At 71.2% G+C, this 17,157-nt stretch carries 17 protein-coding genes and 1 tRNA gene; 3 read left to right on the top strand and 15 right to left on the bottom strand.

The window, feature by feature from the left end; translation table 11 throughout:
- Positions 1 to 46 precede the first annotated feature (46 nt).
- From B7K25_RS00090 to B7K25_RS00070, 5 genes are all read right to left on the bottom strand, one after another.
- Positions 47 to 952: a helix-turn-helix transcriptional regulator gene (locus B7K25_RS00090; protein ID WP_084103199.1), complete on the bottom strand. Its 906-nt coding sequence runs from the start codon at positions 950 to 952 to the stop codon at positions 47 to 49.
- A complete protein-coding gene (locus tag B7K25_RS00085) occupies positions 949 to 1,374 on the bottom strand; it encodes a cupin domain-containing protein (RefSeq protein ID WP_084103198.1) in 426 nt (141 codons plus the stop codon). The genes B7K25_RS00090 and B7K25_RS00085 overlap by 4 nt, the downstream gene beginning before the upstream one ends.
- Positions 1,371 to 2,381, bottom strand: a complete 1,011-nt coding sequence (locus tag B7K25_RS00080; RefSeq protein WP_084103197.1) for an aldo/keto reductase — start codon at positions 2,379 to 2,381, stop codon at positions 1,371 to 1,373. Before B7K25_RS00080 ends, B7K25_RS00085 begins: the two co-directional genes overlap by 4 nt.
- A gap of 81 nt (positions 2,382 to 2,462) precedes the next feature.
- Positions 2,463 to 3,224, bottom strand: coding sequence for an NAD(P)H-binding protein (locus tag B7K25_RS00075; protein WP_084103196.1), 762 nt, complete (start codon positions 3,222 to 3,224; stop codon positions 2,463 to 2,465).
- Positions 3,225 to 3,288: 64 nt separating this feature from the next.
- The gene (locus B7K25_RS00070) at positions 3,289 to 4,347 is read right to left on the bottom strand and encodes a zinc-dependent alcohol dehydrogenase family protein (protein ID WP_200807812.1); all 1,059 of its coding nucleotides are present in this window, start codon (positions 4,345 to 4,347) and stop codon (positions 3,289 to 3,291) included.
- A 131-nt stretch (positions 4,348 to 4,478) separates the two neighbouring features.
- Here B7K25_RS00070 and B7K25_RS00065 point away from each other — a divergent pair, with 131 nt between their 5' ends.
- Positions 4,479 to 5,369 (top strand): aldo/keto reductase, encoded by an 891-nt coding sequence (locus tag B7K25_RS00065; protein ID WP_084103195.1) that lies wholly within the window; start codon positions 4,479 to 4,481, stop codon positions 5,367 to 5,369.
- 58 nt (positions 5,370 to 5,427) lie between these two features.
- Here the strand turns inward: B7K25_RS00065 and B7K25_RS00060 are convergent, their stop codons facing one another.
- Positions 5,428 to 5,640: a hypothetical protein gene (locus tag B7K25_RS00060; RefSeq protein WP_084103194.1), complete on the bottom strand. Its 213-nt coding sequence runs from the start codon at positions 5,638 to 5,640 to the stop codon at positions 5,428 to 5,430.
- Positions 5,641 to 5,795: 155 nt separating this feature from the next.
- Between B7K25_RS00060 and B7K25_RS00055 the strand changes: the two genes are divergently transcribed.
- A complete protein-coding gene (locus B7K25_RS00055) occupies positions 5,796 to 8,225 on the top strand; it encodes a LamG-like jellyroll fold domain-containing protein (RefSeq protein WP_234988002.1) in 2,430 nt (809 codons plus the stop codon).
- Positions 8,226 to 8,297: 72 nt separating this feature from the next.
- On the opposite strand, the gene B7K25_RS00050 is transcribed toward B7K25_RS00055, so the two are convergent.
- From B7K25_RS00050 to B7K25_RS00015, 9 genes are all read right to left on the bottom strand, one after another.
- Positions 8,298 to 9,893 (bottom strand): MFS transporter, encoded by a 1,596-nt coding sequence (locus B7K25_RS00050; protein WP_084103193.1) that lies wholly within the window; start codon positions 9,891 to 9,893, stop codon positions 8,298 to 8,300.
- A gap of 114 nt (positions 9,894 to 10,007) precedes the next feature.
- Positions 10,008 to 10,080, bottom strand: a tRNA-Ala gene (locus tag B7K25_RS00045).
- A gap of 66 nt (positions 10,081 to 10,146) precedes the next feature.
- The gene (locus B7K25_RS00040) at positions 10,147 to 10,746 is read right to left on the bottom strand and encodes a histidine phosphatase family protein (protein ID WP_084103192.1); all 600 of its coding nucleotides are present in this window, start codon (positions 10,744 to 10,746) and stop codon (positions 10,147 to 10,149) included.
- Positions 10,743 to 11,360 carry a histidine phosphatase family protein gene (locus tag B7K25_RS00035; protein ID WP_084103191.1) on the bottom strand — a complete coding sequence of 206 codons (618 nt, stop codon included), beginning with the start codon at positions 11,358 to 11,360 and terminating at the stop codon, positions 10,743 to 10,745. The genes B7K25_RS00040 and B7K25_RS00035 overlap by 4 nt, the downstream gene beginning before the upstream one ends.
- 9 nt (positions 11,361 to 11,369) lie before the next feature.
- Positions 11,370 to 11,723: a ribosome silencing factor gene (gene rsfS / locus B7K25_RS00030; RefSeq protein WP_084103190.1), complete on the bottom strand. Its 354-nt coding sequence runs from the start codon at positions 11,721 to 11,723 to the stop codon at positions 11,370 to 11,372.
- Positions 11,720 to 13,822, bottom strand: a complete 2,103-nt coding sequence (locus B7K25_RS00025; RefSeq protein WP_084103189.1) for a hypothetical protein — start codon at positions 13,820 to 13,822, stop codon at positions 11,720 to 11,722. Before B7K25_RS00025 ends, rsfS begins: the two co-directional genes overlap by 4 nt.
- Entirely contained in the window at positions 13,815 to 14,411 is a 597-nt protein-coding gene (gene nadD, locus B7K25_RS00020; protein ID WP_084103188.1) for a nicotinate-nucleotide adenylyltransferase, read from the bottom strand. The genes B7K25_RS00025 and nadD overlap by 8 nt, the downstream gene beginning before the upstream one ends.
- Before the next feature lies 1 nt (position 14,412).
- Positions 14,413 to 14,559, bottom strand: coding sequence for a hypothetical protein (locus B7K25_RS13810; RefSeq protein ID WP_200807811.1), 147 nt, complete (start codon positions 14,557 to 14,559; stop codon positions 14,413 to 14,415).
- Positions 14,560 to 14,612: 53 nt separating this feature from the next.
- Positions 14,613 to 15,899, bottom strand: a complete 1,287-nt coding sequence (locus B7K25_RS00015) for a glutamate-5-semialdehyde dehydrogenase (protein ID WP_084103187.1) — start codon at positions 15,897 to 15,899, stop codon at positions 14,613 to 14,615.
- Between the two features lie 308 nt (positions 15,900 to 16,207).
- On the opposite strand from B7K25_RS00015, the gene B7K25_RS00010 reads away from it, so the two are divergent.
- The coding region (locus B7K25_RS00010; RefSeq protein WP_084104460.1) for an IS481 family transposase at positions 16,208 to 17,157 on the top strand (950 nt) is incomplete at its 3' end.

The following is a 17,157-nucleotide window of genomic DNA, read 5'->3' as shown; positions in this document are numbered from 1 at the left end:
GCGGTGAGGCGGGCGCGGCGCCTGAGCGCGCATCGGCGCTCCGCGGTCACGCGTCCGTGCTGACCCCCAGCACGGGCGCGTCGAGCTCGAGGAAGTCCGCCTCCTGCGTCGCCGCCCAGGACCCGAGCATCGCGAGCGCGTCGAACGTCGGCGAGCCCGCGGGTGCCACGTACACGTTGAGCGTGAGCCCAGGCGAGCTGGCGAGCGGCAGCGACTCGTAGGTCAGGTCGAGGTCGCCGACCACGGGGTGGCGCAGGCGCTTGAGCCCGCTGCGGTGCAGGCTCACGTCGCGCGTCGCCCAGTACTGGCGGAAGGTCTCGGAGCGCATCGACAGCTCGCCCACGAGGGCCGTGAGGGCCTTGTCGTGAGGATGGCGGCCCGCCTCCATCTGCAGCATCGCGACGCCGTCGTGCGCGATCTGGTCGTAGTCGCGCCAGAACTCCCGCGCGGCGGGATCGAGGAACGTGAAGCGCGTGGTGTTGACGGGTCTCACGTCCGAGCCGTCGAACACCGGCGAGTAGAGCGCGCGGCCCAGCAGGTTCGCGGCCACGATGTCGTGGCGATCGTTGCGCACCCACGCGGGGACCGCGGTCATGCCGTCGAGCAGGCTCCGGACGGACCACGGCACTGACGCGGGCGCGCGGCGTGCCGATGCGCGGGCGGGGCCCGCGGCCCGGGCGAGGTCGAACAGGTGCTCCCGCTCCGCCTCGTTGAGCCTCAGCGCGGTCGCGAGCGCGTCGAGCACGCTGTCCGAGGCGCCCGAGAGGTTGCCGCGCTCTAGGCGCACGTAGTAGTCGACCGAGACGCCCGCGAGCATCGCCACCTCCTCGCGACGCAGGCCCTTCACACGCCGACGCGAGCCGTACGCGGGCAAACCCGCCTCGTCCGGCGTCACCCGTTCGCGGCGGGACGACAGGAAGGCCTTGACCTCATCGGCATTGCGCGGGCTCATGACTCCACCGTAGGCCCGGACGGATACTCGTCATCGGTCAGCAGCTCGCCCCATTCGGTCTCCGGCTCGTCGTCGTCGGGCCCATTGCCCTCCCACAGTGCGAGGTGGCACATGAACTGGTCGGCAGTCGCGCCGTGCCAGTGCCACTCCCCTGCGGGTGTGTGCACGGTGTCGCCGGGTTGCAGGACGATGAGCTCCTCGCCGCGGGACTGGACGTAGCCGAGCCCCTCGGTCACATGGAGCGTCTGCCCTACCGCGTGGCGGTGCCAGGCGGTGTGCGCGCCGGGCGTGAAGCGCACCAGGTTGAGCCTCGCGCGCGAGGGCTCCTGGCCCGCGTAGTACGCGTTGAAGTACACGTCCCCGGTGAACCACTCGGCCGGACCCTTCACGGTCGGCCCCTGCTGCTGGCGTTCAGTGCTCATGACGTGCTCCTCTCGGCCGCGTCGCGGCCCACCGATCTCATCAGCGTCTCGTTGTAGCGGTCGCCCGCGACGCCCAGGCGGTCGACGATCCCGTCGAGGTCGGCGACCTCGTCCGCGCTGAGGGCGAGCGCCGTGGCGCCCGCGTTCTCGTCGATCCGCTCGCGCTTGCGGGTGCCCGGGATGGGGACGATGCGCGCGTCCTGGGCGAGCAGCCAGGCCAGGGCGACCTGGGCGGGGGTGCCGCCCTTGGACTCCGCGAGCGCCGTCACGTGCTCGACGAGGCCGTAGTTCGCTGCCAGGTTCGCCTCGCTGAAGCGCGGCACGTTCGCACGGATCTCGCCCGAGCCGAAGGTGTCGCCGGGCTTGACCGTGCCGGTGAAGAAACCCTTGCCGAGCGGGCTGAACGGCACGAGGCCGATCCCCAGCTCGCGGCAGGCGGGCAGGATCTCCGCCTCGGGGTCGCGGGTCCAGAGGGAGTACTCGTTCTGGACCGCCGTCACCGGCGTGACGCCGTGGGCCCGACGCAGCGTCGCCACGCCCGGCTCGGACAGACCGAAGTGCCTCGCCTTGCCCTCTGCGATGAGCTCGCCGACGGTGCCGGCGACGTCCTCGATGGGCACGTCGGGGTCGACGCGGTGCTGATAGAGCAGGTCGATCGCGTCGACCTTCAAGCGGCGCAGCGAGCCCTCCACCGCGGCACGAATGGTTGCCGGGCGCGAGTCGGTGCCGCCCATCGAACCGCTGCTCACGTCGAAGCCGAACTTGGTCGCGAGCACCACCTGCTCGCGGACCGGCGCGATGGCCTCGCCCACGAGCTCCTCGTTGACGAACGGCCCGTAGACCTCCGCGGTGTCGATGAACGTCGTGCCGTGATCGATCGCGTGGCGCAGCACGCCGATCATGTCGTCCCGGTCGCCGGGGTTGGGGCCGTAGCTCATGGACATGCCCATGGCTCCGAGCCCGATGGCCGAGACCTCGAGCCCCTGGCCCAGGGTCCTGGTGTGCATGATGCCTCCTGCGGTCGATCCGTGTGGTGAGCCTGCACAGAGGTCGCCTCCCGGCGAGCTCGTGTGCGCGGCTCGATGTGGTTAAGCGCGCAGCCGCGTGATGTCTGCCAGCACCTCGGCTGGCTCGTCCGCGAGCACGATGCCGGCGTCGTGAGCACCAGCGTTCGCGTCGATGTCGTCCTTGTCGAGGCGGCCGAACGCGGCCGCCCAGTCGGCTGGCATGTCTCCAGGAGCCGCGAAGAGCTCAAGGGTCACGCGCGTTGCGGCCTCCTGCTCGAGTGCCGCGACGAGCGTCGCGGCGATCTGGGTCCGCGCCACTCCGCGGTGCTCGCTGAAGGCCGTCGCGTCGCCCTGCTCGAGCACCACCCCGGTGTCGCCGGGAGCCTCGTTGTCGAACCAGCCCGGCCGCACGATGGTCCACTCGGCTCCGTGGGCGCGCACCAGCCGCTCGGCTCGCCGCTTCCAGTGCAGCACGCCTCCGAAGGCATCCGAGCCGCGCGACGTGGTCATCGACGTCATCAGGACGATGCGCGGCCGGCTCCCGCCGAGCGCCTCGAGGAGGTTCCTCACCCCCTCGTAGTCGACGGTACGGCCGTCGCCCCCGTGAGTGAGGACGATGCCGTCGACTCCGGCCACCGCGTCGGCGAGACCAGCGCCGGCGGCGAGGTCGCCCTTGACGAGGTCGACCGCTTCGGGAAGCGTCGCGCGCGCTCGCGCCGCGTCCCGCACGAGCGCGCGAACGGTGTAGCCGCGCACGAGAAGCTCGTCCACGACGAGGCGTCCGATCGAGCCTGTGGCGCCGACGGCCAGAACCGTGTCACCGCGCTTCAACTCCTGTGCCATGTGGTTCTCCTCTCTTCGACCCGCCGCGTGGCGGTCGCCTCCCGGCGAGCTGCGGCGGCGCCTGTCACAGGCTCGGGTCGATCATCACCTTGAGCGCCTCGCGGTCGTCCATGGCCTTGTATCCGTCCGGGACGCCGTCGAAGCCCACCGTCAGGTCGAACACCTTGCCGGGGTTGATCTCACCCGAGAGCACCTGCTCGATCGCGCCCTCGAGGTACGCGCGCACCGGTGCCGGGCCACCCGCGAGTCGCGCGTTCTTGCCGAACAGGGATCGGAAGCCGACAGGAGCGTTCTCGTACTGCGGCACGCCCACACGCGAGATGACTCCGCCGGGACGCACGACGCCATAGGACTGCTCGTACGCGGGCATGTGGCCCACCGCCTCGAGCACGGCGTGCGAGCCGAGCCCACCGGTGAGCTCGAGGACCTTGGCGATGCCCTCGTCGCCGCGCTCGGCGACCACGTCGGTGGCGCCGAACTCCCGCCCCAGGTCGGTGCGCGACTGGTGGCGGCCCATGAGGACGATCTGCTCGGCACCCATCTGCTTCGCGGCGAGGACGGCGCCGAGGCCGACCGCGCCGTCACCGACCACGGTCACCGACTGGCCGGGCTTCACGTCAGCCATGAAGGCCGCGTGGTATCCCGTGAGGTACACGTCGGACAGGGTCAGCAGAGAGGCCAACAGCTCATCGGAGGCGTCCGCGGGGTTCACGTCCGGGACCTTCACCAGAGAGCCGTCCGCCTGAGGAATGAGCGAGTACTCGCCTTGCAGGGCGCTGCGGTCACCCACGTTGCCGTAGAACCCACCGTGCGGGCACGCGGTCTGGAACCCGTCGAGGCAGATCGCGCAGGTGTTGTCGGAGAAGGCGAAGGGAACGATGACGAAGTCGCCCGGCTTGACTCGGGCGACATCCGCGCCCACCTCCTCGACCACGCCGATGGCCTCGTGGCCCATGGGGTTGCCGCCATCGATCTCGGGCAGCCCGTGATACGGGTGCAGGTCCGACCCGCAGATGCAGGCGCGCACGGTGCGGATGATCGCGTCCGTGGGCAGCTCGACGCGCGGGGCGGGACGGTCCTCGATGCGGACATCTCCTGCCTTGTACATGATGGTGCTCTTCACTGCGTCTCCTCGGAGATCGGGGTTCGGTACCTCGCCATCGTGTCAACCGCACAGCCGCCGCGGGAGTTCCGCGTGAGACAGGTACCAGCGCTACCTGTCTCCGGCGGGCGAGCCGTGCCTACGGTGCTTGCATGACCACCACCATCACCCTGAACAACGGCGTCACCATGCCCTCCGTGGGCTACGGCGTCTTCCAGACCCCGCCCGACGAGACGGCGACCGCGGTGCACACCGCGCTCGATGCCGGCTACCGCATGATCGACACGGCCGCGGCCTACGCGAACGAGGCAGGCGTGGGCGAGGGCCTGCGCCGCTCCGGCGTCGCGCGCGAGGACGTGTTCCTCGAGACCAAGGTGTGGATCACCGACTACGGCTACGACGCGACCCTCCACGCGTTCGACAAGGCAGCCGGCAAGCTCGGAGTGGACCAACTCGACCTGCTGATCCTGCATCAGCCGCTCAACGGCGACGAGGAGTCCATCGCTCTCGAGGCCTACCGCGCCCTTGAGACGCTGCTCGCGGACGGCAAGGTCCGGGCGATCGGAGTCTCCAACTTCCTCCCGCACCACCTCGACCGCCTGCTCGACCTTCGCGACGTCGTCCCCGCCGTCAACCAGGTCGAGATCCACCCCTACTTCCGCAACACCGAGCTGCTGTCCAAGCACGACGCCCTGGGCATCGTGTCGCAGGCGTGGTCGCCGCTTGGCGGCATCACCTTCTACCCCGGCTGGGGCGACAAGGGCCGCAGCACCCTCGACGACGCGACCATCGGCGAGATCGCCCGCGCCCACGACGCGACGCCGGCCCAGGTCATGCTGCGCTGGCACGTGCAGCAGGGGCGCCAGGTGATCCCCAAGTCCGTGACGCCCGCGCGCATCGCGGAGAACATCGCCGTCTTCGGATTCGAGCTGTCGGAGCGCGAGCTCGAGGCCATCGACGCTCTCGACACGGGCACGCGCGGCGGCCCGGACCCGTCCACGGTGAACCGCACCGACTGGGCGCGCGAGATCCCCGAGGCCTGACCACACGCCGAGGAGGGCCGATGCGCGGGCCGGCTCGCGCATCGGCCCTCCTCAGTCGTCACTCCCGGAAGGCGACGCCCCGGCGCTCGCACTCCTCCTCGAGGAGGCGCACGGCCTTGGGCCCGACGCCATGCAGAGCGAGCAGACGCGTCCTGCCGAGGGACGCGACGCCCTCGAGCGTCGTCACGCCCAGCGCCATGAGCGCACTGTTCGCCGGGCGTCCGATGGGCGGCAGGTCGCCCACCTGGGCGGGGACGTCGCGCGTGCTCATGCCCGCCACGGTACGCCGTGGCTCGAGTCGCACGCGACTGCTCTTGCGTCCTCTGTTGCGCATGCCGTTTACATCGTTGTACAGTCGCTCGCGAGGAACTCAGGTGAACGTTCACCTCGTCCTCATCTCTGTCCAACGACGAACAGGAGATTTCCGTGGCACCCCTCTCGCCGCGCACGCGCCGCGTCACCGCCGCCTCAGCGGTCGCAGCGCTCGCCCTCACCGCCGGCATCACCGGCGCGACCGCCGCCCAGGCAGGCGACGACTCCCGCGATTCCCGAGCCAAGGACGCGATCAGCCGCTGGCTCGACCCCTACCGCACCCCCGCAGACCCCACCTTCGAGGACGTGACGGTGCACGACCCCTCTGTGGTGGCCGACGGCGACGACGTGTGGGTGTTCGGCTCGCACGGCGCCTCAGCACACACCGAGGACCTCGTGAGCTGGACCCAGCACTCGGTCGACCTCTCCCAGCAGTCCGACAACCCGCTGTTCGAGGACATCTACACCGAGCTCGCGGAGACGTTCGCGTGGGCACAGACCTCCACGCTGTGGGCCGCCGACGTGGTCCAGCTGCCGAACGGCCAGTTCGCGATGTACTACAACGCCTGCAAGGGCGACTCTCCGCGCAGCGCGCTCGGCCTCGCGACCTCCGCTGACGTCGACGGCCCGTACGAGGACCAGGGCATCCTGCTTAAGTCCGGCATGTGGGACGAGGAGTCCGAGAACCCTGGCGAGATCTACGACGCGACCGTCCACCCGAACGCCGTCGACCCCGACGCGTTCTACGACGCCGAGGGCGACCTCTGGATGGTCTACGGCTCCTACTCGGGCGGCATCTTCATCCTCGAGATGGACGAGGCCACGGGTGAGCCGCTGCCCGGCCAGGGCTACGGCACCCACCTCGTCGGCGGCAACCACTCGCGCATCGAGGCGCCCTCGATCCGGTACGACGAGGAGACCGGCTACTACTACCTGTTCCTGTCCTTCGGGGGGCTCGACGCGAACGGCGGCTACGACGTCCGCGTCGCGCGGGCGACGAGCCCCGAGGGGCCGTACCTCGACGCCGAGGGCAACGACATGGCCGACGTGAAGGGCGCGCCCGGCACGATCTTCGACGACGCCTCGATCCAGCCGTACGGCGTCAAGCTCATGGGCGGCTACCAGTTCCCCCGCGAGCTCGGCGACCCCGGGTCCGGCGCCGGCACCGGCTACGTCTCCCCCGGCCACACCTCCTGGTACGACGACCCCGACACCGGGCAGTCCTTCATGGTGCTGCACTCGCGATTCCCCGGCACGGGCGAGATGCACGAGGTGCGCGTCCACCGGATGGAGATGACACGCGACGGCTGGCCTGTCGTCCTTCCCACGCGCTACGCGGGCGAGGGCGAGCTGCGCGCGCGCCTGACGCAGATGATCGGCGACTGGCAGCTGGTCGACCTCGGCAAGGACATCACCGCCGAGCCCGCGCTGCCCGTGGACGTGCGCCTCACGGCGCTCGGCAAGGTCATCGGCGAGGTCTCAGGCACGTGGCGCCTGCGCGGGGCCGATGCGGTCGAGCTGAGGATCGACGGCGTCACCTACGAGGGGGTCATCTCCCGCGGCTGGGACGAGCAGACGCAGGACTGGACCGCCACGCTCTCGGTCGTGTCGGACGGCGGGGTCACCCTGTGGGGACGTGCCGTCGACGTGCTGGCGCCGAAGAAGGCCGTCGAGGCCGTCGTGGACGAGCTCGACCTTGGGGACACCTCGTCGGTCACCGCGAACCTCGCGCTGCCGACGACCGGCACCTCGGGCACGACGATCGCGTGGGAGTCGAGCGACCCGTCGGTGCTCGCGACCGACGGGTCGGTCACCCGTCCGATCGCCGGCGAGGCCGATGCGACGGTCACCCTGACCGCGACCGTCGCGAACGGCAAGCGTTCCGAGCAGGTCGCTTTCGAGGTGACGGTCGTCGCGCGGCCGATCGGTGGCCTCGTCGGCTCGTGGTCGTTCGAGGACACGCTCGCGGACGACGCGGGCGCGCTCGCGACGCCCACCGTCACGGGCAACCGTGCCGACACCACGGGCGGGGCCGTCTCCTACGTCCCCGACGGCGCAGTGGGCTCTGCCGTCCGGCTCGACGGCGCCTCGGGCATCCGACTGCCCAACGGCCTCGTCCAGGGCGACACGTACTCGGTGAGCATGTGGCTGCGCCCCTCGGCGATCACGCAGTTCACGACGGCGTTCTTCGCGGCGTCCGACGCGAACACCTGGCTCAGCGTGGTGCCGCGCGGCTGGAACGGCGACACGATGCTGTGGGCGACCGGCAGCCACTGGTACGACGGCCTCTCCGGGACCACCCTGCCGCTCGACGAATGGACCCACGTGGCATTCACGGTCGACGAGGGCGACGTGACGCTGTACCTCGACGGAGCAGCCGTCCACAGCGGCACCGGGTTCCCCGACGTCCTCACGAGCCCGGCGGCCACCTTCGCGCTGGGCGTGAACTACTGGGACGCCCCGTTCCAAGGCGACGTCGACGAGCTCCTCATCTCCACCGCGGTGCTCACCCCCGACGAGGTGGCGGCGCTCGCCGCGCCGTGAGCGCTGCCACGCCCCACCCCCACTGAGAAGGAGGGCCGATGCGGTCGTCGCGACCGCATCGGCCCTCCGTCGTCAGGTCGTGACGTCGTCAGGTCGTCCGGTCGTTGCGGTCGTCGCGGTTTCCCGGCGGCGCAGGGTGAGAGTGGCGGCGAGGCCGAGCATCAGGAAGCCGCCGGCCGTCCACGCCGCGAAGCGTGTCCCGTCCGTGAGCGCCTCACGCGCGGCGTCGGCCGCCTCTGCCGTGGCGGGATCGCCGTCGAGTCCGGCGATCGCTCCCCCGGCGGAGTCCACGACCGCCGTCACCACCTGGTCACGTTGCTCTGCGGGGACGCCCTGCGTCTCCAGCCGCGAGTCGAGCACCTGCGCGGTCGACACGAACAGGACCGTGCCGAGGATCGCGATGCCGAGCGCCGAGCCCACCTGGCGCGCCGTGCTCTGCGTCCCGGACGCAGCGCCCGACTCCTGGACGGGCACCTCGGCAAGCACCACCCCGGTCAGCTGCGCGGTAGCCAGGCCCACACCGAAGCCGTACACGACCAGCAGCGCGACGATCGACGGCCACGTCGAGTCGGGCCGCGCGACGACGCCGATGCCCACCACGCCGACGATCTCCGCCGCGATGCCGATGCGGACCACGGTGATCGCTCCCCAGCGGGTCGTCAGCGCGTGCGCGGCGCCGCTCGCGACGAAGGATCCGGCGGCGAGCCCGACGAGGATCCACCCCGTCGCGAGCGCGTCATAGCCGAGCACGTTCTGGAGCCAGATCGGCAGGGACAGCAGCAGCCCGAACTCCCCCAGAGACACGACGAGGGCGGCGACGTTGCCGTTGCGGAAGGACGCGATGGTGAACAGGTCGAGCGGGATCAGGGTGGGGCGCTGGCGACGCGCCCGCACGAGGCTGCGACGGATGAACCACGCGCCGGCGCCCACACCGACGGCGATGGCGACCGGCACCGGCGAGATGGGCAACGGCCACCATGACGCCGCATCATCGAGGGTCGCCCACCAGCCGAGCGACCGCCCCTCGATGAGCCCGAACACGATGCCGCCGAACGTGATCACGGACAGCACGGCGGCGACGGGGTCGGTGCCGCGGCGGTGCTCGGCGCGGGACTCGTCGATCACCAGCAGGCCGGCGATGAGGATCGCCACCGCGATGGGCGGGTTGATGCCGAACGCCCACCGCCACGAGAAGTCCGTCGTGAGCCATCCGCCCAGCAGTGGACCGATGGCGGCCATGCCGCCGATGGTCGATCCCCAGACGGCGAACGCGATTCCCCGCTCGCGACCGCGGAACGTCGCGTTGATGATCGACAGCGTGGTCGGCAGGATCATCGCGCCGCCGAGTCCCTGGAGCAGGCGCGCGAGGATCAGCATGCCGCCGTTCGGGGACAGCGCCGCGAGGACGGAGGCCACCGCGAAGATGACGACGCCGATGAGCATGATGCGGCGCCTGCCCACGCGGTCGGCGAGGACGCCGAAGACGAGCAGGAGCGACGCGAAGACGAGGGTGTAGGACTCCTGCACCCACTGCACCTGGGTCGAGTTGATGCCCAGGTCGTCGACGATCGACGGGATCGCGACGTTGACGATGGTCGAGTCCACGATGATGAGCGAGACCGCGACCGACACGGTGATGAGGGCGAACCAGCGACGCCGACCGGACACAGGAACTCCTCAACGCTCGGGGCAGGGCCTCTGCGACCCGACGCGAACGACGCCCGGAAAGGCCGAAAGCCGCCCCCTCAGGAGCGGCTTTCGTGATGCTGTCTCAACACATCGTGGAGCTGAGGGGACTCGAACCCCTGACCCCCTGCATGCCATGCAGGTGCGCTACCAGCTGCGCCACAGCCCCATGCTCTGACGAGCATCGGTGCTCCGAAGAGCGACTGACAGCATAACCCACTCGGGCCCCGTCACGCTAATCCGCCCCGAGCCCGAAGGCGTCGACGTGCCAGGCTTTCGAGTCCACCTGACGCACCTCGTGCCAGGCCGCGTGCGCGAGCGACCCGAACGTGCGCGACAGCGGGTCGAGCCCGAGGACGTCGAGCAGGCCCAGCTGGATGGCGCTGCCGTGGCTGACGATCACCGTCACCGCCTCGTCGTCCCAGTGAGCGCACAGCGAAGCACCGACCCGGGCGGCGACGTCGGCCGATCGACCCCAGCCGGGGATGTCGGGGTCGAGGCCCTGCCGGCGGACCGCGAACTCGTCGGGCCAGCGCGCCTGCACGTCGGCCCAGGTGAGGCCCTCCCAGACGCCGTAGGGACGCTGCGTGAGGCCTGGGTCGACGGTGACGTCCGTGCCCACGAGCGTCGCGAGCTCGTCCGCCGTGTCCACGGCGCGAGACAGCGGCGACGAGACGATGCGCAGCTGATCACCGTGACGCGCGACGATCCTGCGGGCGGCGCGCTCGGCCTGCGAACGCCCCTCCTCCCCCAGCGGGACGTCGAGGGACCCCTGGAGGCGCCCGTCGGCGTTGTACTCGGTGTGGGCGTGGCGCCACAGCAGCATGGCGCTCATGCGGCCGTGCCCACCAGGTCCGGCGTCACGTTGTGACGCTCCAAGGTCCACTCCCCGCGCCCGCGCCGCGCGAGCCGCGACCAGGCGGCGTTGCCGAGGTTGCCGAGCGTGCGGTGCTCAAGGGACAGCCCGAGCAGCCCCTGGAGCCCCACGCGGCCGGAGCTGCCGTGCGTGACGATGACCAGGGGGCCCGTGGCGGCATCGGCCCACTCCTCGATCGCCTCGACCATGCGGGCGCGGACGCTGTCGTGCTGCTCGAAGCCCTCGAGGTGCGGGTTGCCATGCGCGCGCCACTCGCGCACCTCGTCGGGCCACCCCGCGAGGCGCGCCTCGGGCGTGATCCCCTCCCACACCCCGTACGCGCGCTCCCGCAGCCGGTCGTCCGGCACCGGCGCGACTCCGAGCACCTGGCCGATGGCCTCCGCGGTGTGCAGAGCGCGCGTGAGCGGCGAGGAGGCGATCGTCGCGCCCGGGCCGACGATGCGGCCGAGGACCTTCGCGCTCGCGACGGCCTGGGAGTGGCCGAGCGCCGTCAGGGGGACGTCCGAGGACCCTTGGAGGAGGCCTTCCACGTTCCACGTGGTCTGACCGTGGCGGACCACGAAGACGCGCATGGGGACCTCCTAGTCGAGAGCGACGACGGGGCAATCCTTCCACAGGCGCTCGAGCTCGTAGTAGGCCCGATCCTCCTGGTGCATGACGTGAACGATGACGTCGTTGAAGTCGAGCAGCGCCCAGCGTCCCTCGCGGACGCCCTCGCGGCGCAGCGCCTTGGCTCCCTGCTCGTGCAGGGCCTCCTCGACGGCCTCCGCGATCGCGACGACCTGTCGCTCGTTCGAGCCCGACAGGACCAGGAAGACATCCGCGAGCGGCATGCGGGCGCTCACGTCGAGGGCCACGGGCTCGGTGGCCTTCTTGTCATCGGCGGCGCGGGCCGCGACCCTCGTCAGCTCGACGGCGTGCTCTGATGCGCTCATGATCCCTGCCAGACGTTCCACACGACGACGCCGATGAGGAAGGCGACGGCGCCGATCACCATGACGTGGACCCAGCGGAAGTGCTTGGCTCCACCGGCCGGATTGAGCTCCGGCTTCTCTCGCGGGGGCACCTCGATCTGGCCCGTGGGCACCGGCTCGACGTTCTGCGGCGAGAAGGTGTGCCGGCCGACGGAGCTGAGGTCGGGGTGCTCGATGTCGTCCTGCGGCGCCACCTCGGGGAGCTCACGCGCGGCGTGGTCGACCTGGCTGAGCGGCAGCGCGCTCCAGTCGGCGCCCCCGGTGGCGGTCGTCGCGGCGGAGGACGCTGCCTCGGCGGCGGGCTCCGAGGTCTGGTCGACGGCGTCGAAGTCGATGCCGGTCGAGTCGACGCTCTCGAGGGATGCCTCGTCCAGCAGAGCAGTCTGCTCGTGGTCCGCGGTGCCGAGGATCGCGTCGAACGAAGGCTGGCGCGCAGCGGCACGCTCGTGGAAGTCCGCCGCGTCGAGCTGGATCGGTCCGCTGAACGGCGCAGGATCGGCACCAGCCGAGGTCGCGCTGGGTGCGGTGCGCCACGTCATCGGGGATGCCGACGGAGCACTCGGGGCGCTGCCAGCGTCGGACGACGGGGCCGATCCGGGGGCCTCGGTAGCGCTGGCGGCCGAGGGCGCGCGGTCCCACGGCTGGGAGGCCCACACCGAGGGACGCTCCACCGAGGTGGCGGACGGCTCGGACTGCTCGGGCGCCGGGGGCGCCTCGGGCAGCGGCACGCTCGGCGCCGAGACCTGGTCCCAGGGCGAGGCGGGCGGCTCGGGCTCGGGCTCCTGGTCGGGCTGAGGTGCGGCCTCGGCCTCGGCCTCCGGGGTGGAGGGCGCGGCTGCCACCGAGTCGATGCCCGCGGCCGCCTCCTGGCTCAGGCGACGGATCTCGTCGTCGTCGACGTCCTCGTCGGTCGCCGCGGCCTCCGCCTCCTGCGCGGCAGCGTTCTGCTGCTCCATGAGGCGGCGCTGCAGAGAACCCGGGGGGAACAGCGCGGCGAACATCTCGGGCGACATGCCAGGCGGCATGCCCATCGGCGAGGGCTGGTCGGATGCCTCAGGCTCAGCGGCGGCCGGCTCAGCGTCGGTCACATCAGTGTCGTCGTCGGCCTGCGCGTCGGCCGCCGGCTCGGGCTCGGTCGCCTGCTCGTCCTCGGCGGCGTCAGCCTCGACGACGTCGATCTGCGCGACGTCCGGCTCGGCGACGGCGACGGGCGTGGCATCAGCGGCGTCTGCTGCGGCTTCAACCTGCTCGTCGACGTCTGCGGCGGACTCGACCACCGGGCTCGGCTGGGCCTCCGCAGCATCCGCAGGCGCGCTCGCTGCGGCTCCCGCAGCCGCGCCGACGCCCGGAGCGAAGATCGGCGCCCATCCCTGCGTCGCGGGCGCTGCCGGCTCCGCAGGCGCGTCGACCGCATCGGCCGGGCCGAAGCCGTCAGTCTCGGGAGCGTCCTCTGAGACGTCTGTGGTCTCCTGGGCGCTGTCCGCGCTGACATCGAGACCTTCGGCAGGGCCGGGCTCGGGCTCGGGCTCGGGCTCGGGCTCGAACGCAGTGTCCGCCTCGGGCGCGTCGGCCTCCGGCTTCGCGGTCGCGGCACCGGGAATGAGCGAGGCACGCTGCGGCACGCTCGGCGCGGACGGCTCGTCCTGCGGCTCGACCACCCCGGCGTCCTCAGCGGCCGTCGCGGGCGCATCGGCCCCTGCGGGCTCCTCGGCGACGGTCGGGAGCTGCTGGCTCGCGCTCATCGCGTCCCGCTGCGCCTCTTCGGCCTTCTCGCGAGCGATCTGCTCCTGCTCGGCGATCCGAGCGGGGGTCATCGCGGGGATCTGCCCGGTGGCGAGCATCTCCTCCTCGGCGGTCCACGTCTCCATGGGCCGCTCGGACCGCTCGATGCGGCGCCGCTCGCGGCGGCTGAGGGCGCGACCGTCGGGCCCGATGGTCGGGATCGAGTCCGAGATCGGCCCGAGGTCGAGAGAGGCCGTGTCCTCGGCCTGGCGGCTGGCGTCGCGCTCGGCGCGAACGCGGCGCTCCCGGCGCGAGAGCGGCTGGCTCTCGTCAGTCATCCCATCCTCCGGCGTAGAGATCGTGCTGCGCGATGTAGTCGGCGACGGCGCGAGGTACCAGGTAGCGGACAGGCGCTCCGGCCCTCACCCGGCGGCGGACATCGGTTGAGGATACCGCCATGGCGGGAACTTCCACCAACGCGTGTGCGGTATCCAACTGGGGTAACGCGTGGCCCGGCCGAGTCACTCCCACGAACCGGGCGAGCTCGGTGAGCCGCTCGGAGTCCTTCCACTCGGGAAGCCTCGCGAGCGCATCGGCGCCTGTGATGAAGTACAGCTCGGCGCCCGGCAGCTGACCACGGAGATCGGTCAGGGTGTCCACGGTGTAGGTGATGCCGCCACGTTCGACGTCGACCGGCGTCACCGCGAGCCGCTCGTCCCCGGCGACCGCCAGGCGGCACATCTCGAGGCGATGCTCCGCGGGCGCGGAGTCGAAGCCGTCCTTGAAGGGCTGCACGTTCGTGGGCGCGAGCAGCACCTGGTCGAGACCGAGGGCCGCGCACACCTCCGACGCGGCCGCGAGGTGGCCGTGGTGGACCGGGTCGAACGTGCCACCGAGCACGCCGATCCGCGACAGCGGTGCGCTCACGTCAGTGGCGGCTGCCGATGCTCCGGAACGCGTAGGTGACGAACAGCAGCGCCATGAGGCCGGTGAAGGCCAGCAGGCCGAAGGCCTCGGCGGGGATGGGCAGCTCGTTGACCACGTGGGTCGTGGTCTCAGCGGCTTCGGTGATCACGCGGGATCCTCTCCTCGGACTTGGTTGACGATTATTCCACGCTCGGGGGCGCGTCAGTCGCGGACGTGGCCGTCGCCGTAGGCGATCCACTTGGTGGTGGTCAGCTCACCCAGCCCCATCGGGCCGCGCGCGTGCAACTTCTGGGTAGAGATGCCGATCTCCGCGCCCAGCCCGAACTGAGCGCCGTCCGTGAAGCGCGTCGAGGCGTTCACGAGCACCGCGGCGGTGTCGAGGCGCGCGACGAACTCGTCCGCGGCTGCGAGCGACTCGGTGACGATCGCCTCGGTGTGGCCCGTGCTGTAGCGCTGGATGTGCTCGATCGCCTCGTCGAGCGAGTCGACGACGCGCACCGCCAGGTCGAGGCTGAGGTACTCGGTCGCCCAGTCCTCCTCAGTCGCCTGGACCGTCGTCGAGCCTTCCGGAGCGAGGGCCGATGCGCGCGCATCGGCGTGCAAGGTCACGCCGGCCCCGCTCAGGGCGGCGAGCACCGCGGGCAGCACCGTCGCCGCCGCGTCGCGGTGCACGAGCAGCGTCTCGGCCGCGTTGCACACCCCGACGCGCTGCGTCTTGGAGTTCATGACGATCTCGACGGACCGCTCGACGGGTGCGGAGGCGTCGAGGTAGACGTGGCAGTTGCCCTCCCCCGTCTCGATCGCGGGCACCGTCGAGTCGCGCACGACCGCCTGGATCAGCTCACGGCCACCGCGAGGGACGAGCACGTCCACGAGCCCGCGCGCGTTCATCAGCACGCGGGCGCCTTCGCGGCCGTAGGCGTCGATCGACTGCACCACATCGCGCGGCAGGCCCGCGGTCTCGAGGGCATCCTGCAGGACGGCGACGATCACCTCGTTCGAGCTCGCCGCCGCGGAGCCGCCGCGCAGCACCGCGGCGTTCCCGGACTTCAGCGCGAGACCAGCAGCGTCGACCGTGACATTCGGGCGTGCCTCGTAGATCATGCCGACGACGCCCATCGGGGTCGCCTTCTGCACCAGGCGCAGTCCGTTGGGCAGCGTCGATCCCCGTCGCACCTCGCCCACGGGGTCGGGCAGCGTCGCGAGGAAGCGCAGCGCGTCGGCGATGGCGCCGATGCGCTCGGCGGTCAGCTCGAGCCGGTCCAGCAGCCCGGGCGACATGTCGTTCGCTCGTCCGCGCTCGAGGTCCGCGGCGTTCGCGGCGACGATGCGGTCGGACTGGGCGACCAGCGCGTCCGCCATCGCGTGCAGCGCCTGATCCTTGGTGGCTCGGGTCGCGGTCGCGAGCGCGCGCGAGGCGACCTTGGCGCGGCGGCAGGCCTCGAGGACGGCGGCCTCGACATCGGTGGCGTGGACGGTGTCGGTCATGGTCCCGAGTCTACGCGTGAGCCCGTGAGGCTCCCCGCGCCGCCCTCGAGCGCTGCGAGTGCGCGCTCGAGGGCCACGAGCACCTACCGGCGCGGAGGTTCGCGCGCGCAGGTCGCCCAAACACCCCCGCGCGAAGGTGCACTCGCGCAGGTCGCCTGCACTTCCCCGCGAGGCACAGCACGCACGCAGGTCGCCACCTCTTTCCCGCCTTAGCTGTTCTTCCCTGGGAGGTTGTGAACGCGTGAAGTAAGCGAAGACCTCCGGGACGATGTGGGTTACCACACTCACTTCGTTCCACGGAGGCCTTCGTGACCCACGCTAACGCTCCCTTGACGCCCGAGGGGCGTCGCAGGCTTGCTTCACTGATCGTTGATGACCATTGGACGGTGCGGCGAGCGGCTGAACGGTTCCAGGTGTCACCGGCCACCGCGTCGCGGTGGGCTGGCAGGTATCGTGCCGGGCTGGCACTGATTGACCGGTCGTCGCGGCCCGGCCATTGTCCGGGCCGGTTGTCGCTCAGGCGCGAGCGACGCATCATTGCACTGCGGTTCAACCGCCGTTGGGGTCCCCACCGCATCAGCTATCACCTGGGGATCCCCCGCTCGACCGTGGGGCGGGTGCTGGCCCGCTATCGGATGCCGCTGCTGCATCACCTGGACCAGGCCACCGGGCTGGCGGTGCGCAAGCCCAAGCCCGTCCACTACGTCAAGGACACCCCGGGCGAACTCGTGCATGTCGACATCAAGAAGCTCGGTCGGATCCCCGACGGTGGAGGCTGGCGCAAGGTCGGCAAGAAGACCGGCCGGCACAACAGTGGCAAACGCGGCATCGGCTACGCCTACCTCCACCACGCCGTTGATGACTGCAGCCGGTTGGTCTACTCCGAACAGCTCGCCGACGAACGCAAGGAGACCGCGGCCGCGTTCTGGCATCGAGCGAACGCGTTCTTCGCCGACCATGGCATCACCGTCACCGCCGTGATGACAGACAACGGCTCGTGCTACCGCTCGAGAGTGTTTGCTCAAGCCCTCGGTGACAACATCACCCATGTCCGCATTCGGCCCTACCGGCCGCAAACCAACGGCAAGGTCGAACGGTTCAACCGGACCCTTGCCGCCGAATGGGCCTACGCCCAGACCTACCGCTCAGACGCCGCCCGCGCAGCCACCTACGACGACTGGCTCCATCACTACAATCACCATCGCGCCCACACCGCACTCGACGGATCAACGCCCGCCGACCGCGTTCACAACCTCAC

The sequence above is a fragment of the Demequina sp. NBRC 110056 genome (assembly GCF_002090155.1).
Lineage (GTDB): Bacteria > Actinomycetota > Actinomycetes > Actinomycetales > Demequinaceae > Demequina.
The sequence above is the reverse complement of the archived record's forward strand: the minus strand, read 5'-3'. Positions and strand labels throughout refer to the sequence as shown.